Origin of the sequence: Mesorhizobium sp. M0166 (assembly GCF_040322255.1) — a bacterium.
Classification (GTDB): Bacteria; Pseudomonadota; Alphaproteobacteria; order Rhizobiales; family Rhizobiaceae; genus Mesorhizobium.
The window spans coordinates 43,789-66,861 of the sequence record NZ_JAMYTD010000030.1; the positions used below are offsets into that span (position 1 = coordinate 43,789).

Below are 23,073 nucleotides of genomic sequence, written 5' to 3' on the forward strand. Positions count from 1 at the left end.
CGCACGGCCGCGAGAGACGGCGCGGCGGGAGCGGTCACAACTGGTTCGCGTGCTGTTTGACTGCCATTTCCAGTGCTTGGCTCAGAGGCACAGCCTTGGAGAACAGGAAGCCTTGAGCGGTTCGGCAGCCAAGCTTGTGCAGGGTTTGCCGATCCGCCTCTGTTTCGACGCCCTCGGCCATGACCTCGATCCCGAGCATGTTACCGAGATCGATGACCGATTTGACAAGCAGTCGGTCCTCTCGGGACTTGGCCAAGCCGCGAATGAAGCCCTGGTCTATTTTGACCTTGCGTATCCGACTGTCCTTGAGCGATGCCAACGTAGAAAAGCCGGTGCCGAAGTCATCGAGCGCGATGGAAATGCCCGCATGTGAAAGCCGTCCGAGCTTTTCATCCACTCTGTCCGGGTCCACCGGGGATTCTTCGGTAATCTCGATTTCGAACATCGTTGCAGGGAGGCCTTTTGCCGCCAGACCATCCAAAACCATGTCGTCGATATCGCCGGCTTCCAGTTCGCGCGGCGAAACATTCATCGCCACACGGAGATCACGACAGTCAGCTTTCACCAAGCCGTCGATAAAAGCACAACAGTCGGCGAATACGGTTTGCGTCAGCAGCTGAAGCATTCCGGTTTCGCGTGCAGCTGTGATGATTTCGGGTGGAGAGATGGCGCCATGAGTCGGATGGGACCACCTCAGCAAGGCTTCAAAACCGACCACGGCCTCGGTGTCGAGTTTCACGATCGGCTGGAACCAAGGTTGCAAGCTTCTCGTCTTTATCGCCGAATGAAGGTCCCGTTCGACGGACTGGCGGCGTTGCAGTTCCCTGTCGAGTTCGGCATCGAACAGGCAAAATTCGTTCCTGCCACGACGCTTGGCCGTGTAAAGGGCGATATCCGCCCGCAACAACATTTCGGTCAGGCCCGGGCTTTCCGCCAGGTATATTCCTATTGATGCCCCGACCCGGACGGACGCGACCTCCCGATAGGGGCGGGCAATTTTTGCTATGATATTGGAGGCGAGATCATTGGCAGAAAGCGAAACCCTCGTTGAGGGAAAAAACAGCACGAATTCATCGCCGCCGATACGAGCGAGCGTTGAGCCTTCCGGTGCTTCCTCCTCTATGCGGCGGGCGATCCTGACAAGCAGTTCATCACCGGTCCTGTGACCGTAGGTATCGTTGACGGATTTGAACCCGTCCAGGTCAACCAGCATTGCCACGAAGGGGCCATCCGCGGTCTCGAACCGTCCGATAGCGTCTTCGAGGCCACGCCTGTTGAGAAGGGCCGTCAGGTGGTCCTGCCTGGAACTGGCCTTCATCTCCGCCGCAAGCCGCTCGGCCTCATGCCTCAGGCGGCTCGCTTCGCGGAACCGTGCTTGCCCAACAAACGAAGCTCGAACCAAGCCGCCCATGAAGAGCAGAACGGTAAAAGCCAGAATGTAGTCTTCAAAATTGCCTTTCGCCAAAAGGCAAGCCACCGTGATGAGGAGCGGAGGTGTGATGAAGTTGATCGCCGCCGCGGCATACGAACTGCCGTATGTAACCGCACCAGCTGAAATGCCCGCCAGAATGACCAGATGCAGAGGTGCTTGAGGTGTCGTGTATCCAACAGTCAGGACGGCCAGGAAGGACCAGGCAAACCCTGCCAGAAGAGCAAGGATGCCAAACCAGCGAAGCCGCGGCAAAACCCCCACTAATCCGTCATGGCGCCCCGTTTCCTTTAGCTGATAACGCGCGAGTGCAAGGCGGGCGGCATTTATCGCATTGACGACCAGGAACCAGATTGCAGCTGCAAAGCCGCTGCCAGAAAGGGCGTGCACCGCCCAAATCAGGCCTGACAGGATAGCGCTTATCGGCATCGACACGAAGAGGCCGGCCCTCAGGTCAGCAAGCTGATCCTGACGGATTTTGGCCTCCAGCGTGTCTTCATTCTTCGGGGCCATGGACGGACCAGCTTGCTCCCATCGTTGTTCGCGAGGACAAGCTTACGCAGGCCCACTGAAGGACGGGTTAACTATCCAGCGGGGATAACCAGTGTGCTCACCATGTCTTCGGGGCGCACGTCTGCCTCTTGGCCTTGCCGTCTGACCATCGAGCTCTTGCCCGCACGCGTGCCTTGATCCGAATCATCCCAGGATCGGCAACGTCACCATGGAAGCAGCCCTACCAACGGCATCAACGCGCCCGGCGAGACAAAAGGAAGCCGGGCCGAGATAGCGTTCCAGAGCGGCAGCGCTGCCTGCGATTCACCGCCTGAGCATGGCCGAAATGCCAAGGCGGATAAAGGGAAGATATTGGGCAAAGCGAAGCCCTGCATGTCTTGCAAGCCGTGCCGCCGGGTGCTCGCCTGAGTAGAGAGCGACAAGTGCATTCGTAGCATGATAGAGCGGTGCCGCCGACAGATGCAGCCGGCTTTCGTATCTGCCGAGCATGTCGGGATCAGCAATGTCGCGGCGCTCGCGACATGCCGCCAGGATTCTATCGGCGAGTTGCTTCTGGCCACTGAGGCCGATGTTGAAGCCATGCGCGGTCACCGGGTGCATGCCGAGGGCAGCATCGCCGATCAGTGCCGCACTCGGAGCCCAGAACTTGTGCGCCCAGGTCGTGACCAGCGGATAGGCATGGCGGGTGCTTGCCAAGGTCATCTCTCCGAAGCGTCCTCGACACCGGCTCGTCGATTCCATGAGGAACAAATCGTCGTCGAGAGCAAGCAGTCTGTCGGCCTCGCTTGAGCGCAACGTGAGAAGCAGCGACGACACGCCTTCCATGAGCGGCAACATCGCTATCGTCTGATGGTGATCGAACCATTCGACCGCGATCTGGTGATGGGCGCGCTCGTGCCTCACTCGGCAAATCAGCATGGAGTTGCCAAGCCGATTGATGTCGGCGCCAATGCCGAGCAGGTCGCGCGTCGCGGACAAACGCGAATCCGCTGCAACGAGCAGCCGAGCGGCCAATTGCCTGCCATCAGAGAGCGTTATGACTGCTTCTTTGTGGCTGGTTGTTGCATTGACGACCGAGCGGCCGCACAGCAGCTGGGCATGATCCTGGAAGTGGACAAGCTTGAACAGGGCGTCGCGGATCCGACAATTTGGGACCAGAATTCCGAGTGGTTCCCCAGATCCGCTGGGAGAATCGAAGCTCAGGGCGAAAGGGCTCGATCCGTTGAGCACGCGCGCGCCTTGTAGCGGTGATTTGTCCGAAGCGGGGATGGCATCCCAGGCGCCGAGCTCGCGAAGGATTCCAACCGATGCGTGGGTCAGCGCGATCTCGCGACCGTCGAAAGCCGGATTCGCCAGGCTTTCGAGCGACTGCCGTTCAACCACTGCCACCTTGAGTCGGCTCTGGGCAAGCGACGCGGCGAAGGAAAGTCCGACCGGCCCGGCTCCGACCACAATAACGTCGAATCTATCGACAGAGCCGGCCATCAGCGTGCCGCCATTGCGTCGGCTATCTGCGACGAAGGGCACTGGAACGCATCGCAATCGATCCACGGTTTGCGGCTCATCTCCCCAAGCGTCTCCACGCGACCTAACCGTCCGTTAGACATCCGTTCTCCGTTCAAAAATGCTCAATGAAACCATGCCTATGAAGAGATAACCCTGATGTGGATCAACCAGGCTCGATAAACGCGGCAACGGCGGGTTCACGGTCGACTGGTCGACCGCCACACCATGGTCTGGTCAGGTCATCATGGAATGGCCGGCTTCCCGTTCGGTGCGGCCCTTTCCTGGCCGAAAGTTCGGCAACGTATTCTGGCTGATCCGTTCGCACCCGTCGCGCGCCGAAATCGGCATGACGCGAAGCAACCGCGGAAAATATTCGAGCGAGTCCTCGCAGGGCAGGCTGGGTCAACTGCGTTGCTCGTCGCGGTCGATCAGGATCCGCTCGGCGGCGCCATCGAGATCTTCATATTGGCCGCTCCTCAAGGCCCACAGGAACCCCGCCAGCCCAAGCGCTCCGAGGAACAGGGCCACAGGTATGAGGTAGGCGAGCGTCGTCATGAGGATTGTGCCAGTGCGCCAATGTCCGAGCGCCTGTCATGTCGGGCATCTTGCACCGATGCATTTGACACGAAACCTTGCAGACGTAGCGCATTGCCGATGACCAGGAGGGACGAGGCGGACATCGCGACCGCCGCGATCAGTGGCGTAACGTGCCCCAGAATGGCGACCGGCACGGCGATGCCATTGTAAACGATCGCGATGGCGATGTTCTGCCGGATCAGCCGTCCGGCCTTCCGCGAAATGTCTAAAGCAAGTGGGACCGCCAGAAGACTTTTACGCAGGAACACGAAATCCGCGGCGTTGCGACCGATATCCGCCGCCGTGGCCGGAGCGATCGAAACGTGTGCGGCGCCCAATGCAGGCGTGTCGTTGAGCCCATCGCCGACCATCAGCACCTTGTGGCCAGTTCGCGTCAATGCTTCGATGTGTTCGACCTTCCCGGAGGGAAGCAACGAGGGAACGAAGCGCTCGACGCCCAGTGCTTCCGCGACTTCGCCGCAGGCAGCCTCTGTGTCGCCCGACAGCATCTCCACCGACACGCCGGCGCCGTTCAGTTGCTCGATGGCCGCCTTGGCATCGGCACGCAGCTCATCCTCGAAATCGAAAGTCGCGACAATGACCCCGTCCTTCGTCAGAACGGTTCCGCCATAGCCTTGTTTGCCTTCGCCGCCGATCCGAGCTTTCCACTCACGCCATCCGCGGCGACCCAGCCGCCAGGTACTGCCCTCGCCGATGGCTTCGATGCCGAAGCCCGGATGCTCGCTGACGGACGCGAGTTTCGGCTGGCCGGCAAAGGCTGCATTGCCAGCGATTGCCTTCGAAAAGGGATGGCGGGAATGCGCTGCCATCTCGGCCGCCATGGCGAGCATCGTCGGATCGATGGACGGCGCATTGATTAGCCTGGGCAGTCCGAGCGTAAGCGTGCCGGTTTTGTCGAACAATGCCGTGTCGATCCCGGCCAGGCGCTCAATGGCGGAGCCGTCCCTGACCATGACGCCGCTTTCAAACAGCCGCCGCGCAGCGACCACCTGCACGATCGGCACGGCGAGACCGAGCGCACACGGGCATGTAATGATCAAAACGGCGATTGCGATTGTTATTGCCCGGTGCCAGTCGCCGGTCGCCGCCATCCAGCCGAGGAACGTCACAAAGGCGGTGAGGTGGACCACGGGGGCATAGAGCGCGGAGACGCGATCGGCGATCCTGCGATGGCGGGCGCGGCCGCCCTCTGCCGCTTCCATCAGCCGAACGATTTCGGCCAGGAATGAATCCTTCGCGGCGGCCGTCGCCTCGATGGTCAGCGGACCGGTGAGATTGAGTGTACCGGCCTGGACCTGCGCCCCCGGGCCCACCGTTCTGGGCGTGCTTTCCCCGGAAACCAGGGAACAGTCGAGATCCGATGCCCCGCCAATGATCCTGCCGTCGATGGGCACCCTCTCGCCAGCCGCAATCAAGAGCTCCATTCCTGGTTCGATCTCGCCAACCGGCAAGTAGTCGCGCGAACCATCCTCGCGCAGCACCATGGCGCCGCGCGCCGCCAGCCGAGCCAGTCCGTTTACGGCCGTCCGTGCCCGTTCCCGCATCACGTGATCCAGCGTGCGGCCGATCAGCAGAAAGAACAGCAGCGACACCGACGCGTCGAAATAAGCATGGTCGCCATGGTTGATCGTCTCGTAGAGGCTCATGGCGTAAGCGAGCGATACCCCGACCGCGATCGGCACGTCCATGTTCATGCGGCTGTGGCGCAGCGCATTCCAGGCCGAGCGAAAATAGATGCCGCCGGCGAAAGCGAGCGCAGGAATGGCAATCAAGGCCGAGACCCAATGGAACAGGTCGCGGGTCGCGCCTTGCGCGCCGGACCAGACGGAGACTGATAGCAGCATGATGTTGCCCGCCGCAAAGCCGGCGACCGCGACGGCGCGGATCAGTTCCGAGAGCGTCCTGTCCTTCCCGTCAGCCTCGGGATCGAACAGGTGCGCGCCATAGCCCAGCCGTCCAAGTGTGGCGACGAATGGCGGAACCTCGTCGCCGCGCCACCGGACCGAAACACGTTTCGTTGAAAGATTGACACGAGCGCCTTCGACGCGATCCAGCTTACCGATCGCCGTCTCGATCGTCTGGATGCAGGCGGCACAATGCACAGCCGGCACCGAGAGGTCGGTCTGGCGAAGATTTTCGCCAATCGAGCGGCTCGCCAGTCTGATTTCCTGGCCAGAAGGCAGGACCAGTGTGACCTTTTCCAGGTCCAATGCCATTTCGGCGCCTGGCGCGCAGCAGCTCATTGCAGCGCCCCGTGGGAAATCATGATCCGGCGAACGTCGCGATAGGGTTCCGCAAGGCTCGCATCGGCGTCGATTTCGACGATCCAGACGCCATCCGTGGGCATGTGGTGCGCGGCGAATATCTGACCGGAGGCAGCGGCAAGAGTGACGGATTTGTCCTCGGCCTCGTAGGCGGGATGACGAAACAGCACCTTGACGCCATGCAAGGCAACCGGCTTGCCGACAGCATCGGTGAGGCTGTAGCGGACCTCACCGCCTGCGATGGTCAGTTTGCCAGTCCAGCCGAGGGCTGCCTGAGCTCGCCCCTCCTCGGCCTTCTTGTTGAACTGCTGGCTGGCCACATAGGTGTTTTCGACGACAAGGCCGGTCCAGCTCGTGTTGGCGAGCGTCGCCATCGTCAGATTGACCGCTATGACCACGCCGAAGAAGCCAAGGATGGTGAACAGCATATGCCTGCCGGTGAATTCGCGAGATTGTCGCGAGGTGTCGCTCATCTGGCGCTCTCCGGTGCGTTGAAAGTGGCCGTGTATTCGTCCGACTCGAACGGTGCCTTGTTTTCGACCCGGAACTTGAAGCTTTGCGCTGCACCCCGAACCTGATCTGCCGGCTGACGCACGAAAACCTTGAGCATCTTGAGCCGGTCGGGTTCGACCGGGATGGCGAAGGAGCGATCCGCCGGCAGGTCGATGCCGACAACGCTCATTTCGGCTCCATGCAGGCCCTGCATCGTGACAATGATCGTTCTTGGTTCGGGGATCATGTTGAGCAGCTTGACGGTGTAGCCGTTGCGGATCGAACCGTCGGACAGCGTCACGAACTGCGGGTTGCGATCGTGCAGGACATTCAATTCGAGCCGTTCGCGGGTCAGCAGCGAATAGAGCAGCGCGAGACCGACCGCCGACCAGGCGCCCATGTAGATGAAGGTGCGCGGGCGAAAGATCTTGCGGATATGGAAACGGGCCACCTTGTCGGAGAACAGGCCGTCAGCGCTCCTGACCAGTGACGGGTTGACTGAACCGGAGCCGCCCGGGGTCGCCAGCATCATATTGGCGTTGTAGTCGGCCAGCGTCGCATAGGAAATCAGTCCGCGCTCCCTGCCGAGCTTGTCCATGATACCGTCACAGGTATCGATGCAGAGCGCGCAGGTGATGCATTCAAGCTGCTGGCCATCACGAATGTCGATCCCCATCGGGCACACCGCGACACAGGCATTGCAGTCGACGCAGTCGCCGACGGGCTGCCCGGCGGCAAGGACCCTCTTGGCGTGACGCGAGCGCGGTTCGCCGCGCCAGTCATTATAGGTGACGGTGAGGGAATTCTCGTCGAGCATGGCCGCCTGGATGCGCGGCCATGGGCACATGTAGGTGCAGACCTGCTCGCGCATCAGCCCGCCGAACGTATAGGTCGTCGCCGTCAGCACGGACACGGTGATGTAGGCGACGGGGGCGGCGGTGCCGGTGAAGAGTTCCCCAAGCAGCGTCGGCGCATCGGCGAAATAGAAGATCCAGGCGCCGCCGGTCAGCACCCCTATGACCAGCCAAATGGCGTGTTTCGATGTTCGCAGCACGAGTTTGCGCGCAGTCCAGGGACCGGCATCGAGCTTGATGCGCGCGTTGCGGTCGCCCTCGATGGCTCGCTCGACGACCAGAAACAGATCGACCCACACGGTCTGCGGGCACGTATAGCCGCACCAGGCCCGGCCGACGGTGGATGTGATCAGGAAAAGGCCGATACCGGCCATGACCAGCAGGCCGGCCACATAATAGAATTCCTGCGGCCATATCTCGATGAAGAAGAAGTAGAAACGCCGGTTGGCAAGATCGACCAGCACGGCCTGGTCCGGGGCAAATGGCCCGCGATCCCACCGCAGCCAAGGTGTCAGGTAGTAGATCCCCAGCGTGATTGCCATCACCGACCACTTGAAGCGGCGGAAACTGCCAGAGGCCCGGTTCGGGAAGATCTTCTTGCGTGCGGCATAGAGCGGCTGACGGGTCTTGGCGGAGTTGACCGCATCGGCTTCGAGCCGTTCTATTTGCGTGTTATCGAGCACGAGAAGCTCCAGTCACCAGCGACGATTTCGCCGGAAGCCCGACCCATCGGTTTCTGGATGATGCCGAGGCCCGGCTCGCGCCGGGCCTCGTCGCTTGGCGGTTGGGGGGAGGACGAGAATAGGCTTGCGTTCCTATTCTCCGCCGCCAAGCGAATGGACATAGACCGCGAGTTCCTTGACCTTGATCTCGCCGAGACGCCCGATCCAGGCCGGCATGACGCCATGCCTCGGGGCGCGGACCTGCGCGGCGATGGCTGTTTCGCCAGACCCGTAAAGCCAGATCGCGTCGGTCAGGTCGGGTGCGCCGAGCTCCCTGTTGCCCTTTGCATTCTCACCATGACAGGCCGCACAATTCTCGGCGAAAACATTGGCGCCGAGTTCGATCAGGCTTGTGTCCTGAACAGGATCGGAGAGGCTTGCGACATAGGCGCCGACCTGCTTGATCTGATCCGTCGTGATGATGTCGCCAAAAGCAGGCATTTCCGACAGGCGCGTATCCGGGTCTGATGCGAAGCGGATGCCGTGCGCAATCGTCTGCTGGATCTGTTCGGCGTTGCCACCCCACAGCCAATCGTCGTCGTTTAGGTTGGGAAAACCCTTGGACCCTTGAGCGCCCGAGCCATGGCACTGCACGCAATTGACCTTGAACGCGGCGCCACCTGCGGCGACCGCGAATTCGCGTAGTGTATCGTCGGCAGTAATCTCGGAGACGGTCTTCGCCTGAATGGCAGCGACATATTTGCCCTTGGCCACTTCGGCCGCCGCCAGTTCAATCTTGACGTCTTTGCGGCTCGAATACCCCAGCACACCCCTGGTCGCGGAGGTCAGCATCGGCCATGCCGGATAGACGACGGTGTAGCCGATCGCCCAGGCAATGGTGATGTAGAAGGTGATGACCCACCAGCGCGGAAGCGGGTTGTTGAGTTCCTTGATGCCGTCCCACTCATGGCCGGTCGTCGAGATGCCCGAAACCTCGTCGATATGCTCGCTGCCCATGATCAGTCGTCCTTGAGAGGAATGTGAGCGGCTCTCTCGGCTTGCCTGCGGCTGCCGGGACGAAATGCAAAGGCAACGCATCCGAGGAAGAAAAGTGCCATGGCAAGCAGGCCCCAGCTGTCGGCAAACTCCCGCATGAAATTGTAGGTCATCGCCATTCTCCTCAGCGGTAACCGGCGGCTTCGTCATAGGTCCTGAAATCGACCAGCGTGCCGAGCATCTGGAGATAGGCGACCAGCGCATCCATTTCGGTGACCTGCTGCGGATCGCCGTCGAAGTCCCCAACCTTGACTTTCGGATAGCGTCTCTCCAGGCCCGATGTGTCGGCATTCGCATCGGCCTGCGCCATGAGATCGGCATTGGCATGAGCGATCATGTCGTCTGAATAGGGCACACCGACACGGCTGTTGGCGATCAGATGCGTCGAGAAATCCTTCACCTCGATGGGCATGTCCTTCAGGAACGCGTAGCTCGGCATGATCGATTCCGGCACCACCGAACGCGGCTCGGTGAGATGCTGGACGTGCCATCCGTTCGAGTAGCGGTCGCCAACCCTGGCGAGGTCCGGTCCGGTGCGCTTCGAGCCCCACTGGAACGGGTGGTCGTACATCGACTCGGCCGCCAGGCTGTAATGCCCATAGCGCTCGACCTCGTCACGGAACGGCCGGATCATCTGGCTATGGCAGAGGTAGCAGCCCTCGCGCACATAGATGTTGCGCCCCACCAGTTCGAGTGGCGAGTAAGGGCGCATGCCTTCAACCTTCTCGATCGTGTTGTCGAGATAGAAGAGCGGTGCGATCTCGACGATGCCGCCGATTGTTACGACCAGCAGGGACCCGAGGAGAAGAAGTGTGGCGTTCTTCTCGATGACCGCGTGTCTGTCCATCAGGCCCATTTTCTGGCTCCTGATCGCACAGGCTGGAGGGCGGGGATGGAGCGCGGCATCGGATCCTCCTCGCGCTGGTAGCCGAGGATGGTCATGGCGATGTTCCAGACCATGATGAGGGCGCCCGACAGATACATCGCGCCGCCGATGGCGCGCATGACATAGTAGGGGTGCATGGCGGCCACAGTTTCGGCAAAGGAGTAGACCAGGAAGCCCTGCTCGTCGTATTCGCGCCACATCAGGCCCTGCATGATGCCGGACACCCACATGACAGCGGCGTAGACGACGATGCCGAGCGTCGCCAGCCAGAAGTGCCAGGTGACGAGCTGCAGCGAATAGAGCCGTTCACGTCTCCAAAGCTTCGGCACCATGTAGTAGATCGCGCCGAACGAGATCATCCCAACCCAGCCGAGCGCACCGGAGTGCACGTGACCTATGGTCCAGTCGGTATAGTGCGACAGCGAATTGACCGTCTTGATCGACATCATGGGACCTTCGAAGGTCGACATGCCGTAGAAGGCGATGGCCATCACCATCATGCGGATGATCGGGTCGGTCCGGATCTTGTCCCAGGCGCCGGATAGCGTCATCAGGCCGTTGATCATGCCGCCCCATGACGGCATCCAGAGCATGATCGAGAACACCATTCCGAGCGTCTGCGCCCAGTCAGGGAGTGCGGTGTAGTGGAGGTGGTGCGGACCGGCCCAGATGTAGAGAAAGATCAAAGCCCAGAAGTGGATGATCGACAGCCGGTAGGAATAGACCGGTCGGTTGGCCTGCTTGGGCACGAAGTAATACATCATGCCGAGGAAGCCGGCGGTGAGGAAGAAGCCGACGGCATTGTGGCCGTACCACCATTGCGTCAGTGCGTCCTGTACGCCGGAGAAGGCTGAATAGCTCTTGGAGCCCAGGAAGGAGACCGGCATCGACAGGTTGTTGATCACATGCAGCATTGCGATGGTGACGATGAAGGCAAGGTAGAACCAGTTGGCGACATAGATGTGCGGTTCCTTGCGCTTCAGGATCGTGCCGAGGAACAGGATGAGATAGGCGACCCAGACAATGGTCAGCCACAGGTCCACATACCATTCGGGCTCGGCGTATTCGCGGCTCTCGGTGATGCCGAGCAGGTAGCCGGTTGCCGCCATGACGATGAACAGCTGATAGCCCCAGAACACGAACCAGCCGAGATCGCCGCCGAACAGACGCGCGCGGCAGGTGCGCTGCACCACATAGAGAGACGTGCAAATCAGCGCGTTGCCGCCGAAAGCGAACACAACACCGGATGTGTGCAGCGGCCGCAGTCGGCCGAAATTGAACCAGGGCTGGATGTTGAGATCCGGGTAGGCGAGCTGCAGGGCGATGACGACGCCGACCAGCATACCGACGACACCCCAGAACATAGTGGCGATGGCACCGTAGCGGATCGGCCCATCCATGTAAGCGGCGGGGTCGATCGGAACTGTCGGCTTGAACTCCGTGTTGCGCAACAGAATCGCAGTGAAGCCAGCCACGGCGAAGAACAAAACCCACATATGCTGGCGAAAAGGTTCATCTACGCCGAAGCCGGCAGCCACCAGGGCCGCAAACGCAAACAGGCTTAGAAGGACGATCTCTGTGCCGAATTTCATCGCAAGCCCCGATTTCCAATTCCGGCGGGCGCCAAACCGCAGTGCCTTATTGCGCAGCCGTGGCCTGCTCGCCCTGATCCATGTCAGAGCCGCACGATTTTGCTTCGAGCAGCATCGAGTTCGGTGCGATCAGACTGTGGCGATCGAATGTGGAAGCGCAGCACCGGCCGCCACGCTTATGGACAGGCCCGGCGTCCCCGGTCTGGCCGGGTATGGAGGCGATCGCGGGCGTGTGGGAAGCGCGCCTTCTGTGACGCTGGAAAGTAGGCCGATGCCTTGCCGAACGTCGATCGTTTCAATGCCTTGGGACAGCCAGCGCCAGCCTTCGTGACATTCGTAATTCGGGGAACCAGCAATTTCAAGCACTTAGCCGATCCAAAAAATCGCACGGCTGATCTACAGCATATCTACAGAATCTGGTTTCGCTATGGCCTGATCTGATGATTGCCGAGATCGTCGTGACAGGGGGGCTTCGCACGATTTCAGTATCGCAACGCGCTTTCACGGCGGTAACAGGGGTTCGATTCCCTTGGGCGTACCAGATAGATCAAGCACTTAGCTGCCTCCCGCCCAAACTCGTCTAATATGCGTCTAAAATGAGCCCTGTGGACGGTGCTGAACTCCTCTGGAAATAGATGGAATAAGCCGCGCCAGTAGTTGCCGACGTGGTCCCATTGTCCCCGTCGGGTCGTCGGATTCGTCTCCCGTACAATTATTGCAAGCCGCCAATACGGCCCATGCTGGCCTCGCGCAGATTACACATTTGTGATCATCTTGCGGCCGACAACGAATCAGGGGGGCTTAAGATGAGTGCCAAAAGATGCAAAATTCACTATAGGAAGCTTCGGCGCGATAATTCGCAGTTTCCAGCCGAGACTTTAAGCGCGAAGATCCGGCAGGCGCTCAATACCAAGAAAGGCAACGCCCGGATTGCCGAGAGTGTCAAACACCGCATCGCGGATGTGCCCAAAGCGGACGGTTATCAGCGCTTCCTGAACGATTTTCACGAAACGGATGAATATGTCTTCGGTGACATTTGCCTGTTCTCTCCGGGCCAAATGCAAGCCCTACTTCAGCTGTCGGCCGACCCCACTCATCCTACGCTCGACGAGGTCATGAAGGCCTGGGCCATCGCCGAATCAAAAGCGCCGGCCGGGCACGAATATCTCCACGGCATCGCGTATTGGCTGGCGATTGGGGACCATTTCTATCAAATCCAGCACGTCACGTTGCAAGCCAAGTCCATGGAGGATACCTGACCTGGCTGCTGCGCGATCAGGCGGGCGTTATATCAGCGGCCCAGCACGTGGAGTTGCAGGCCGAATTCGACCGAGATCAGGTCGGTGGCGACCTCGGCGACGTGAAGTCGGTGGAAATTGGCGGCCTTGTGCCCGAGACGGTGCGTCCCGCTCTGCCGGCTGTCGCGACACCGCAGGTCATCGAAATCGAAACCCACGAGAGCCTTGGCGAGAAAATTGCGGCCGGTTGGGGGAAGGCCAGGAAGATTATCGAGGATCTTCTGGGTCCGGTGGAGGCGGAAAAGTTGATCGAGTCCATGCCCCCGGATGCTGCGTTGGAAGTTACGGTCAACATCGGATATCGTGCGACCAAGAGGAAATTCGGTAAGGAGTTTATGGGCAATCTGGCAGCAGGTTTGCGAAACGCGCCGGACGGCGAGTTGCGGGTTCGCGGGCGCGATGGCGAGATCAAAGGTGATGACGCGCGTCTCTCTGCTGACATGACGGTGCGAAAGATGTCTGATACCAGCGGTCTCCTTGATCTTGAACACGCCCTTTCACAGATGCTCGAAGTCCATCGGCGTTTTTTGCATGATGGAAAGATTGTCGGTTAGCCCCATATTTAGGGAATGAACATACGTTGGAGCCATATCGTCCTTCCCCTTGCCGGCGCAATAGCTGCGGCGGAGCTTGGATCTGTGGCTTTTTGGGAGGCGGCTAAACCTTCGCTTCTGACTGCGTTGTCGGTGATCGCGGCAGGCGTTCTTGTTCGGTTGGCTCGGGGCCTGCCGTTCAGCAATCCTGATCAGTTTGAGCTTGGCGAAGTCCGACTTATTGCGGCGGCGATCAAGCAATCGATCCGCGCTCTTCGCGCACTGATCGGCGTTGTGTTTTTGGCCATGGGTTCGCTGGTTTTCGCGAAAGCAATAGCCGCGGCTTTGACGTCGGCCGCTTTCATTCCTCCGGAAACCCTACCCTACGTGGAGCCGGGAATGTCCGCCGTCGTGGGCTTCCTGCTCACCTACGTCTTTGTTCGCATTTTTTCTGTGATCAAAGGGGACGTTAGCTTGGTTGATCTTCAATCGGAGCTGTTGGTCAAATCGGTCGAACGAAAGCAGGCGGAGCGCTTTGATAAGTCGCTAACGCAATCCGATACGCCACCGATAAAAAATCCGGAAGGCTACGGGAAGATCATTCAATAGCATTCGGCTGCTGGCTCGACCTTTGGCGAAGAGGACCATTTCGCACTCAAGCCGTTCTCCAGACTTCGACGATGGTGTAGATGGTTCGGACTCGCCGACGCCGCCATGGGGATCATGGGCCAGGGTAGATAGCCGGCCTTTCACCGGCCAAGGTCATCGCCGCGCGTCTTGGTGCGCTCTTTTGAAGTCACAAATATTTCGATGGTCTCCGCGCGGTAGAGGATCCGGCCCTGCTTTTTGCCGTAGTCGGGGCCGGTTCCGAGGACCCGCCAACGGGCGAGCGTGGCTTTGCTGACGCGAAGAACGCCGGCCACGTCATCGGCCGTTAGAAGCACCTCCCCGGTGGCGGCAAAGGCCACCGCGCCAAATTCGTTCGCTCGTTCGGCTGCGTGAGACAACGCTTCTGCCTTCTCGGCGACGCTCGGCAATCCCTATCGCCCGGCGCGCTCCAGTCACAGCGATGCGGAGGTCGCGGATAGGATCAACACCGAGCATTTGTGCGCGCCTTCCGCTCAGGCCGCCGATTCGAGGAGAAGGCCGCAGTCCCAGGTAGAGACGCAATCAAGCTCGCTATCGGCGGGGACCCCGGACAGAATGCAGCCGTAACGGTCATAGGCGCCGACTCCGTCCACGAAGAACCATGCGGAGCGGCCTTCGGCGTCGGTGTGATCGCCGTCCTCTTCGTCACGGAATGGGCGGAGCGGCCCGACACAAACACCGCCTCGGGTGCGATAGGTTCCGCCGGTCATGACGTCGACCGGTTCGCCAACTTCTTGGTCTTGACCAGCTTTCGCGAGCCTCGCTGCGACCAAGATCAACTTGCTGAATTCGGGCAGTTCTGTAGTTTGGGTGATAGCCATATCGAAGCGTCCTCTTCGGTTGTGGTTAGAGCCGCGAGTGATGGAAACACTCGCCGGTTCACTCAAGTTCAGATCAAAGGAGCGCATTGTCAAGCATCCTGTATCAACTATTCTGTTTATTATTTTCAACGCTGCCAGACGGTAGCATCTCTACTGTTTGCATACTGCAAACGTCTTCCCGATATGCCGGGTAAGTGTTTGCAAAAGGCAAACGGCTGGCAAGCTAATGAGGCTTGCAGGTCAGGGCTTCCGTATGAAGCGCAACTTACCGAAGAGAGGCTCACCCGTCACGGAGGGAGCGGCGCAGGCACTAGTTTGAAGGCGGCTCAGCCTGTTCTTGAGCAAGCTGTCGGCAAGCCATTCGCGGTGGCTTCGATTTAAGGCTGCTCTACTTCGAGCGGTTGTAAGGCGACTGGTTCGTGGGGCTGAGCGAAATACCTTCGTCGCTGGCCTTGGCATAGATCGCATCTTCAGTACGCTGAAGCTTGAGGCCGATCACCCGAGTGGGAGTGTTCCCCTTTGCCAGTTCCTTCAGCGTCTTCACCTGGTCGGGTGTCCACGCCTTTCCGTGGTTCTTGGGCTGCTTTGCCATTCGATATCTCCCTTCACCTAACGCTTTTTCGTGACCCCGATGGGGTCATGCAGATGCTTCTCTGTGTGGCCGCAATTGTCGCATTTCAGGGTTCGTTCCTGGACGCCCGCGAAGCCGAAATACGGGTGCTCATGAGAGGCAACAATCTTCATTCGCCCGGCATTGCAGATGGGACAGGCCCCGCCAGAACTTAGTGCAGCTATTTTGGCTTCCAGTTCCTTGATCTTCCGATCGCGGTCGTGGATGGTTTCCCTTGCGTCCGACAGGGCGATCTTCACGCCCGCGAGCGTACCGTAAAGGTCGGCCATTTGCGATTTGGGCGCCGCAGCGTCGAACCCCTTGTCGACCTCCGAAGGTCTTTGACGATGCCTGTAGCCTGAGCCAGCAATGTCAGGCCGGTTGCTATGTCCATGATGCCCTCACTTTAGAGGCGAGCGTTGATCCAATCCCACAAGTTCTGACCGAGCCAACCTTGGTGCTGCCCGTGTACCAGTTTCGTGACGATCACACGATCATTTGTATCCATATGCGTTCGAATGTCAGCATCCAGTGCGTCAGCCGATAATGTCGAGCTGATGAACCACACCGAATCCAGCCCAGAGTCTTTAATGTGCTCGTAACGGGCTAGATGGTCGATATGGTTTTGGCGCGCCTGGTTGTAGTTCGGCTTCTGCTTATTCAGGTCCCAAGTGACTAAATAGACGGACACGACTTCCTCCCTGCCGTTATGGACATGATGGAAGGAGTCGGCCGGGTTGTCGAATCGTCTCTGAGCTAGTCTTACTGTTCCAGGCCTTCAAGCATCGACCAGTCAGGGCCTTTGACCCTACGATAGCGGCCGTAGCCCACGTTCACGAGCAGCCCTTCCTCGCACATGGAGGCGAGAGAGCAGCGAGGGATCCCGATGTCGGTCAGGTCTTTTGCCCGGATTTCGCCCTTCGTAAGAGCAAGCGAGACGGCGCGTTCCCTCAACGTCGGCTTCGGCCCACCCGCAAGTCGGATCCGCTCAGCGCGATCGCGATCACGCTCCGCATCCTCAACGAGGGCTCTAGCGTAGCCTTGAGGGAAATGGGCAACACAAAGTTCGCAGTTTCGTTCAGCCCGGGGCGACGATCATTTTCCCGCATGAGGCGCACTGACCTCGGCCGAGTCCAATGCTGACTCCATTAGCCGGTTGCGTGTCGAGCACCTCGGGCATCAATGCTTCGACGACACGGTGGCCGAAACGCTCCTGGCTCATGCGATCCGATGGAGAGCGGATGCTGTCGCTACGCGGCTTCTTCTAAGCCCAACGCGAGCATGCCTTGCTCCGAACCTAAGTAAGCGACGCAGGCCCCGCCGCTTCGGTCTCATTCAAAGGGCGGTTGCGCCTCGGCCGCCGCAGCGCCGTTCCAGCCGGCTCATGCTGTCCACGGTGACACGGCGGTTGTTCTCGATCCGAATCACGCCGTCCATTCTCAGGCTGGTCAGCTGACGGCTCACGGTCTCGTTTGTAATTCCAAGGAAATCAGAGATGTCGGCACGCGTCATCGGCAGCTCGAAGCACGCCGACCTGGCCGCCGGGTTAACACTGGAATCGATGTTCCGGGCGATCATGAGGAGAAAGCTCGCCACCTTCTCCGGTGCGGTCTTGCGCCCCAGAGTAACCATCCATTCGCGTGCCTCGTCGAGTTCGTTCAGCGTCTGCTTGAGCAGGCGATGCACAAATTCCGGTGATTCCTTCATCATCCGTTCGATGGCCGCTCTCGGAAACGAGCATAGCGAGACAACTGTTGCCGCTTGCGCATTGATCGCGCTTTTCACCTTGAAGGGCCGTCCCAGAAAATCCGGCGCGAACTGGAGGCCGACGATCTGCTGGCGGCCGTCCGAAAGGCTCTTCGTCAGCTTCACCACGCCTGAAAGCACGTTTGAATAGCTGTCGACCGCCTCGGCGTCGCCGATCAGTTCGACCCCCGGCTCGATTTTGTGCCGCGACGAAGTCTTGGCTAGCCGAGCCAAATGGTCTGGTTCGAGCGCACCACAGACACCGCGGTGCCGTGCCTCGCAAGACAGGCAAAGAACGGGAATGCCGGAACTGTGAATATCCTGCCGTAATGTCATTCGATCGGTCTACCGGTCCAGTGCAGGCAGGATAGCAATCGACGGTAGAAAAATCCTTGCGGCAGTTTGTCCGTGCTGAAGGTTGATCGAAATCAGGGCTTAGGCTCATCCAAGCATCCACAGTTCCGGCGACGCAAACACGGTGGACCACGACATGCGACCGGAGCTAGCTGCCAGACTTGGCGAGAATGTCCCGCGCTATACCAGTTATCCGACCGCGCCGCATTTCCATACGGGGGTCGATGCTGTCGTCTACCGAGGCTGGTTGGAGGCGCTCGAAGGCGGTGACGAGATATCGCTTTACCTGCATATTCCCTATTGCGACAGGCTCTGCTGGTTCTGCGCGTGCCATACCAGACAGACGCGCCACTATGAGCCGGTAGCCGCTTATCTGCGCTCGCTGTATGCGGAGATCGCGACGGTAGGCGGCCTTGTCAGCGGCAAGGGCCGAGTTCGCGCAGTTCATTTCGGGGGCGGTTCGCCGACGATGCTGAGGCCCGAGGACATGCTGACACTGGGCACGGTGCTGCGGGACAGCTTCGTTTTTCTCGGCGATGCGAAGGTCAGCGTCGAGATCGATCCGAACAATACGGACGAAGCCCGCCTTGATGCGCTTGCCGAAATCGGCATGACGCGGGCGAGCCTCGGGGTGCAGGATTTCGATCCGAAAGTGCAAAAGGCGATCAACCGCGAGCAAAGCTTTTTGCAGACCAAGGCAGTCATCGACCAAGTTCGTTCCCGCGGAGTGGATTCCGTGAACCTTGATCTGCTCTACGGCCTGCCGCATCAAACCAGGGAGACTCTGTGTTCCACCGTGGCGCAGGCGCTCACCCTGGAACCGGACAGGATGGCGCTGTTCGGCTACGCTCACGTGCCCTGGTTCAAGAAACATCAGACGATGATCGACGAGGCATGGCTCCCCGGTCCCACGGAGCGGTTCGCTCAATCGCGACTTGCCGCGCGAGCGATTGTGGACGAGGGCTATGAATCAATCGGGCTCGACCATTTCGCAAAGCCGGGCGACGCGTTGGCGGTAGCGGCCCGCGCGGGCGCTTTGCACCGCAATTTTCAGGGCTACACGGACGATCGCTGCGAGACATTGATCGGACTTGGCCCTTCGTCGATCAGCCGTTTTCGCCAGGGCTACGTGCAGAACATGCCTTCGACCGGCGAATACGGCCGTGTGGTTGCAGACGGCAGGTTGGCGGCTGTGCGCGGCATCGTGCTCTCCGACGACGATCGCGTCCGGGGATGGATCATTGAACGGCTGATGTGCGATTTCGCCTTCTCGGCTGTCGATCTGGTGGAGAGCTTCGGGCAAGCCGGCCAAAGGCTCCTGCTTCAGGCAAGCTCCATCGCCCTTAAGGATCCTGCTCAACTGCTTGAACTGCAAGGCGACAGTTTCGTCGTACCGGCGGCAAATCGCCCCTTCGTGAGGAGCATTGCGGTGAAGTTCGATAAATATTTTGAAAGTGCAAAGGCCAGGCACTCAGCGGCAGTCTGAGCACCGCACAGGAACGGTCATGGTTTCAATCGATCGTGAACCGATTGCGCTACATTTTTGTCTCTTCATAGGCGACCGTCGCGTCGAGATAGGATTTCTGATCGGACCAGATGCGAAGACCTTTGGCATAGCGACGATGTCGTCCAGTCGTGCCTTCCATTTGTTGCGACCAGAGGGGCTGCTTGCCACCTTTCTGCGGCGTGCCCAAGTGATGTTTGTTTTTATCGTCTGTTCGCGACAGTCTCACTCTGCCGCGGCCAGTCTCGCCAGGTGCCTGTTCGCGCTTCGCGACGACGGCAGGATCATTGATGAAATCGGTCCTGCGCCCCGGGCTTGCTGCCTCGTTGGCTTCGATCATTCCTTCGGTAGCGCATAACGGACAACGCGCAACGTTTCCTCGTCTTCGAGGATCACTTCAAGAACCTGGTTCACAAGATCATCGTCGTCCAGCTCGATCAGCGCCATTTCGAAAAGTTCGATCTGCATGTCGAGATCCATGCCTGGCGGGCCGTTTAGGCAAACAAGCCCTGCGTGGATGGCAACATCTGCATACTGTCCCTTGGTGCCCGGATTATCCTTTGGCCCCCTAAAATCCACCGAGTTCTTCGTTACGAAGGTCCAGTCGCCTTCAAGAATGATCGGCTTGAGCTCCCAGTCCTTGAGCCCGGCGAGCCCCAGCCAGACAACGTGGCTGGTCTCGCAATGACCCTTCCCATGCGCAATTTTTGCAAGCTCGGGGGTGAGACATTCATCGATCAGGAACTTCATCCCGCCTTCCTAAGACGCGGAACACGGCGATCGGAAGTGATGACGGAGCCTTTTGGAAGGTCTCCAGTACGAGGACGCCCTCGCAGGGGGTTCGCCTCTGCATAAATCGCCGCGAGCCGTACCTTCTCCGTGTCAAGGCTCGGGTAGGCCCCAAGAATGCGCTCAACCGAATGACCGACAGTGACTGATGCCGCGACATCATACACTGGGACGCGAGTGTTACGGATAACGGGCGTGCCGCTGAGCACGTCATCCGACGACGTGACCATCTCGCGAGCCGCCTCGAGATCGGACAGACGTTCACTCGTGCTCTTCAGGAACGGCATCAGATCGATCGTTAGAAAGTCGTCTCGCACGGTCCAGTCCTCGCGCAGCAGTGCCGCCCAAGCGAGGGAGCGCGAGCGTGTTAGCTTGGGCTCAACCGTCCTGATCGCAAACAGTCGTTCTTCCGAGGTTAGACGCTTTGCGGTCTCGAAGTAGAAGCTGATGAAGGAGCAGGCTCCAGCCAGGACGTGCCGGCCGTTGTCAACCGATACGAAGGCATCGGGCAGGATGCGTTCATCGATTGCGCGATTGACATCTCGCAGGCTTACACGCGAGACCACGGCGGCCTCGGTTGCCTTCAGCATTTCGGCTACAGCTGCCATGGTCGCTCCTAAATAAATCTTCCGACGCATCGGAGATATATAATGAGAGCGTGCCTTTTTCAATGCCTGATGGCGATTTTGACCTTCACAACTTGGCCGAGCTTCTGAGCTGGCTTTCTTTTTTTGGCGTCCAGCCGCCCCCAAAGTCAGTGCAACACGGGCTTGAATTCCCCGGTTCTCGAGGCGGCCAGGTCGGCATCATCCCCTTAGCAGCCGTACATCCAGTTCAATCGGCCGGAACTAACGGCTGCCATTGCCCCAGATATCCGCCGACCGAAGCCGATCCCTTTCAGGCAGCGAACGGACTCCCTCCATGGCAAGAGCTCACTCGGGAGACCTGGGGCAAGCTCCTGGCAACCTACTGAGCGAAAAATAACGTCCCGCCTCCATAAGCACGCAGCTAACAGGCGGCGGCTGCTGTGGCCCGCCTGAGCAGGATAGTTACTCTCGTGCCCTCATTCGGGCTGGAGTTCACGTCGAATTGCGCGTTGGCGTTTTCGATCAGCGAGCGCGCAATCAACGCGCCGAGCTTACCGTGCTTGGGCCATGTCTCGCCTTCTGGCAGGCCGATACCGTCATCGGCGACGACCACCCGGCAGCCTTCACCCTCAACGATGCTGTGCAGGGTGATCGTGCCTCCCTCGCGTCCTTGAAAAGCATGCTTTAGTGCATTGGTCAGCAGTTCGTTCACTACCAGTCCGGCGGGCATGGCGACATTCATCGAAACTGGGTAGGTGTCCACGCTCATGTCGAGCCGGATGCCCTCTGTAGTATGCGCGGTCATGACTCCCGATGCGATTTGACTGAGATAGACGCCGAGATCAACCTCGTCCTTTGGTTCGTCACCGGAAAGTTCTTGGTAGAGCATCGCCAAGGCATCGACACGTCCTGCTAGGCGCTCGAAACGCTTTTGGTCCGGCTCTACCGCATTGCGAGTTTCGAGTCGGATCAGGGCGGTGATCATCTGCAAATTGTTCTTGACCCGGTGCTGGAGTTCGCGCAACTGAACGTCTTTTTCGCGGATGCGCTCATCGGTCTTGCGGCTGTCAGTCTGGTTGTAATCGACACTCCCGACAACTCGGCCAGTCTGACCTGGTCGATTCCGAGCAGCGCCCGCGCCGCGCGCATCTGTGCGGAAGTGATCAAGGCAGCATCCCTCGTCTGGCCACATAAAGCGGCACTAAACGTTATAGTCACGTCTCCTTCATGGGTGCGTCTCAAGAAGTAGCGATCTTCTGACTCGCCCTCCCCAATGGGGAGTGAACGTATCCGATGATCAAATTTTGTCCGATAGCGCGACCTGAAGTCTCCATCTCTTTCATAAGCACACGCAATTCGGCTGGAGCAGCGAGACATTTCGAAAACCTTCCAAGAACCCCAGCAGTTCCGGAGTACGCGAATTGCGGAGCGCTATTGCTGCCGATGTCAGCGGACGGTTCCTTTACGGCGGCTTCGTGCCCTGCCCGCAATGCCTGAGCGGCGTTCGCGCGAGCAGGCCAGCCGCAACCGCCCTTCGAAACGCCGCCGACTTGATCCTCCGCCACCAAAGCGCCGAGGGTCCGCTCGCGAGGGCCTTTGCCGATCGAACTTCATCCGGGTCGCCCACCGCGCGCGACGACGAGCGTTGCCATTGCGTTGCTGAGCAGATTCGTGAACGCACGGCATTCGAACATGAAGTGGTAGACGCCAAGGATCAGCGTCATGCCGACGAAAGGGGCGGTCGGGACGACAAAGAGCGTTGCAGCCAAGGTGACGAATCCAGTACTGGTAATGCGATCTGCTCCTTTGGAAGGGAGCATGGCGAAAAAAAGCAGCAGCACCTGATCGCCGATTGACAGATCGGTGTTCGTCGCCTGCGCGATGAAGAGGGCCGCCAGCGTCATGTAGATATTCGTGCCGTCCAGATTGAACGAATATCCGGCCGGGATGACGAGACCCACAACCGAACGCCTGGCGCCCGGCTTCTCCATCTTCTGCATGAGCGAGGGGAGCGCGGCCTCCGAGGAGGACGTTGCGAGGACAAGCAGCAGCTCTTCCTTGATGTAGCGAATGAGAGAACAGATCGAAAAGCCGTTGTAGCGGCAGACCGCGCCGAGAACCCCGAACACGAAGAGGAAGGCGGTGATATAGAACGTCGCGACCAGCATCGCGAGGTTGACGACCGAACCGATGCCATATCTGCCGATGGTGAAGGCCATTGCGCCGAAAGCGCCGATCGGCGCGGCCTTCATCAGAATGCCGACGAGCTTGAAGACAGGCGCGATGAGCGCCTGAAGGAAGGAAACGACAGGCTTGCCCGTCTCTCCGGCCA

General features: G+C 59.6%; 23 protein-coding genes and 3 pseudogenes. 4 read left to right on the plus strand and 22 right to left on the minus strand.

Annotated elements, in window-relative coordinates; all coding sequences use genetic code 11:
- Positions 1-34: 34 nt before the first annotated feature.
- The 10 genes from NKJ46_RS25555 to ccoN all read right to left on the minus strand — a co-directional run bounded on the left by NKJ46_RS25555 (position 35) and on the right by ccoN (position 11,851).
- Positions 35-1,942, minus strand: coding sequence for a putative bifunctional diguanylate cyclase/phosphodiesterase (locus NKJ46_RS25555; protein WP_352668538.1), 1,908 nt, complete (start codon positions 1,940-1,942; stop codon positions 35-37).
- A 303-nt stretch (positions 1,943-2,245) separates the two neighbouring features.
- Positions 2,246-3,427, minus strand: coding sequence for a 5-demethoxyubiquinol-8 5-hydroxylase UbiM (gene ubiM / locus NKJ46_RS25560; RefSeq protein ID WP_352668556.1), 1,182 nt, complete (start codon positions 3,425-3,427; stop codon positions 2,246-2,248).
- Positions 3,428-3,850: 423 nt separating this feature from the next.
- Positions 3,851-4,003 (minus strand): cbb3-type cytochrome oxidase assembly protein CcoS, encoded by a 153-nt coding sequence (ccoS, locus tag NKJ46_RS25565; RefSeq protein WP_352453617.1) that lies wholly within the window; start codon positions 4,001-4,003, stop codon positions 3,851-3,853.
- Positions 4,000-6,288, minus strand: coding sequence for a cation-translocating P-type ATPase (locus NKJ46_RS25570; RefSeq protein ID WP_352668540.1), 2,289 nt, complete (start codon positions 6,286-6,288; stop codon positions 4,000-4,002). The genes ccoS and NKJ46_RS25570 overlap by 4 nt, the downstream gene beginning before the upstream one ends.
- A complete protein-coding gene (locus NKJ46_RS25575; protein ID WP_352517892.1) occupies positions 6,285-6,782 on the minus strand; it encodes a FixH family protein in 498 nt (165 codons plus the stop codon). Before NKJ46_RS25575 ends, NKJ46_RS25570 begins: the two co-directional genes overlap by 4 nt.
- Positions 6,779-8,338 carry a cytochrome c oxidase accessory protein CcoG gene (gene ccoG / locus NKJ46_RS25580; protein ID WP_352668542.1) on the minus strand — a complete coding sequence of 520 codons (1,560 nt, stop codon included), beginning with the start codon at positions 8,336-8,338 and terminating at the stop codon, positions 6,779-6,781. The genes NKJ46_RS25575 and ccoG overlap by 4 nt, the downstream gene beginning before the upstream one ends.
- 132 nt (positions 8,339-8,470) lie before the next feature.
- Complete coding sequence (ccoP, locus tag NKJ46_RS25585; protein ID WP_352668544.1) at positions 8,471-9,334, minus strand: cytochrome-c oxidase, cbb3-type subunit III; 864 nt, start codon at positions 9,332-9,334, stop codon at positions 8,471-8,473.
- A 2-nt stretch (positions 9,335-9,336) separates the two neighbouring features.
- The gene (locus NKJ46_RS25590) at positions 9,337-9,486 is read right to left on the minus strand and encodes a cbb3-type cytochrome c oxidase subunit 3 (RefSeq protein WP_352457387.1); all 150 of its coding nucleotides are present in this window, start codon (positions 9,484-9,486) and stop codon (positions 9,337-9,339) included.
- Between the two features lie 11 nt (positions 9,487-9,497).
- The gene (gene ccoO, locus NKJ46_RS25595; RefSeq protein ID WP_352549583.1) at positions 9,498-10,229 is read right to left on the minus strand and encodes a cytochrome-c oxidase, cbb3-type subunit II; all 732 of its coding nucleotides are present in this window, start codon (positions 10,227-10,229) and stop codon (positions 9,498-9,500) included.
- Positions 10,220-11,851: a cytochrome-c oxidase, cbb3-type subunit I gene (gene ccoN / locus NKJ46_RS25600; protein ID WP_352668546.1), complete on the minus strand. Its 1,632-nt coding sequence runs from the start codon at positions 11,849-11,851 to the stop codon at positions 10,220-10,222. The genes ccoO and ccoN overlap by 10 nt, the downstream gene beginning before the upstream one ends.
- Positions 11,852-12,657: 806 nt before the next feature.
- Here ccoN and NKJ46_RS25605 point away from each other — a divergent pair.
- The 3 genes from NKJ46_RS25605 to NKJ46_RS25615 all read left to right on the plus strand — a co-directional run bounded on the left by NKJ46_RS25605 (position 12,658) and on the right by NKJ46_RS25615 (position 14,291).
- Positions 12,658-13,110: a hypothetical protein gene (locus NKJ46_RS25605; RefSeq protein WP_352668548.1), complete on the plus strand. Its 453-nt coding sequence runs from the start codon at positions 12,658-12,660 to the stop codon at positions 13,108-13,110.
- 53 nt (positions 13,111-13,163) lie between these two features.
- Positions 13,164-13,703: a hypothetical protein gene (locus NKJ46_RS25610; protein WP_352668550.1), complete on the plus strand. Its 540-nt coding sequence runs from the start codon at positions 13,164-13,166 to the stop codon at positions 13,701-13,703.
- An 84-nt stretch (positions 13,704-13,787) separates the two neighbouring features.
- A complete protein-coding gene (locus tag NKJ46_RS25615) occupies positions 13,788-14,291 on the plus strand; it encodes a hypothetical protein (RefSeq protein WP_352549588.1) in 504 nt (167 codons plus the stop codon).
- 140 nt (positions 14,292-14,431) lie between these two features.
- On the opposite strand, the gene NKJ46_RS25620 is transcribed toward NKJ46_RS25615, so the two are convergent.
- The 6 genes from NKJ46_RS25620 to NKJ46_RS25645 form a co-directional block, all read right to left on the minus strand.
- A complete protein-coding gene (locus NKJ46_RS25620) occupies positions 14,432-14,719 on the minus strand; it encodes a helix-turn-helix domain-containing protein (RefSeq protein WP_352549590.1) in 288 nt (95 codons plus the stop codon).
- Between the two features lie 84 nt (positions 14,720-14,803).
- Entirely contained in the window at positions 14,804-15,238 is a 435-nt protein-coding gene (locus NKJ46_RS25625) for a hypothetical protein (protein WP_352549591.1), read from the minus strand.
- 301 nt (positions 15,239-15,539) lie between these two features.
- Entirely contained in the window at positions 15,540-15,743 is a 204-nt protein-coding gene (locus tag NKJ46_RS25630) for a hypothetical protein (protein WP_352549592.1), read from the minus strand.
- Between the two features lie 17 nt (positions 15,744-15,760).
- The gene (locus tag NKJ46_RS25635) at positions 15,761-16,051 is read right to left on the minus strand and encodes a hypothetical protein (RefSeq protein ID WP_352549594.1); all 291 of its coding nucleotides are present in this window, start codon (positions 16,049-16,051) and stop codon (positions 15,761-15,763) included.
- 116 nt (positions 16,052-16,167) lie between these two features.
- A complete protein-coding gene (locus NKJ46_RS25640) occupies positions 16,168-16,452 on the minus strand; it encodes a hypothetical protein (protein WP_352549596.1) in 285 nt (94 codons plus the stop codon).
- Positions 16,453-17,096: 644 nt separating this feature from the next.
- Positions 17,097-17,843 (minus strand): Crp/Fnr family transcriptional regulator, encoded by a 747-nt coding sequence (locus NKJ46_RS25645; RefSeq protein WP_352549597.1) that lies wholly within the window; start codon positions 17,841-17,843, stop codon positions 17,097-17,099.
- 154 nt (positions 17,844-17,997) lie between these two features.
- Here NKJ46_RS25645 and hemN point away from each other — a divergent pair, with 154 nt between their 5' ends.
- Complete coding sequence (hemN, locus tag NKJ46_RS25650; protein ID WP_352549599.1) at positions 17,998-19,347, plus strand: oxygen-independent coproporphyrinogen III oxidase; 1,350 nt, start codon at positions 17,998-18,000, stop codon at positions 19,345-19,347.
- A 49-nt stretch (positions 19,348-19,396) separates the two neighbouring features.
- Here the strand turns inward: hemN and NKJ46_RS25655 are convergent, their stop codons facing one another.
- The 6 genes and pseudogenes from NKJ46_RS25655 to NKJ46_RS25680 form a co-directional block, all read right to left on the minus strand.
- On the minus strand, positions 19,397-19,705 hold the full coding sequence (locus NKJ46_RS25655; RefSeq protein ID WP_352549601.1) for a hypothetical protein: 309 nt from the start codon (positions 19,703-19,705) through the stop codon (positions 19,397-19,399).
- Complete coding sequence (locus NKJ46_RS25660; protein WP_352502746.1) at positions 19,702-20,115, minus strand: DUF5615 family PIN-like protein; 414 nt, start codon at positions 20,113-20,115, stop codon at positions 19,702-19,704. The genes NKJ46_RS25655 and NKJ46_RS25660 overlap by 4 nt, the downstream gene beginning before the upstream one ends.
- A complete protein-coding gene (locus NKJ46_RS25665; RefSeq protein WP_352549603.1) occupies positions 20,112-20,762 on the minus strand; it encodes a DUF433 domain-containing protein in 651 nt (216 codons plus the stop codon). The genes NKJ46_RS25660 and NKJ46_RS25665 overlap by 4 nt, the downstream gene beginning before the upstream one ends.
- A 400-nt stretch (positions 20,763-21,162) precedes the next feature.
- Positions 21,163-21,843 (minus strand): annotated as a pseudogene (locus NKJ46_RS25670) (sensor histidine kinase); the annotation flags it as partial.
- Positions 21,816-21,908 (minus strand): annotated as a pseudogene (locus NKJ46_RS25675) (helix-turn-helix domain-containing protein); the annotation flags it as partial. The pseudogenes NKJ46_RS25670 and NKJ46_RS25675, both read right to left, overlap by 28 nt.
- 461 nt (positions 21,909-22,369) lie before the next feature.
- Positions 22,370-23,073 (minus strand): annotated as a pseudogene (locus NKJ46_RS25680) (cation:dicarboxylate symporter family transporter); the annotation flags it as partial.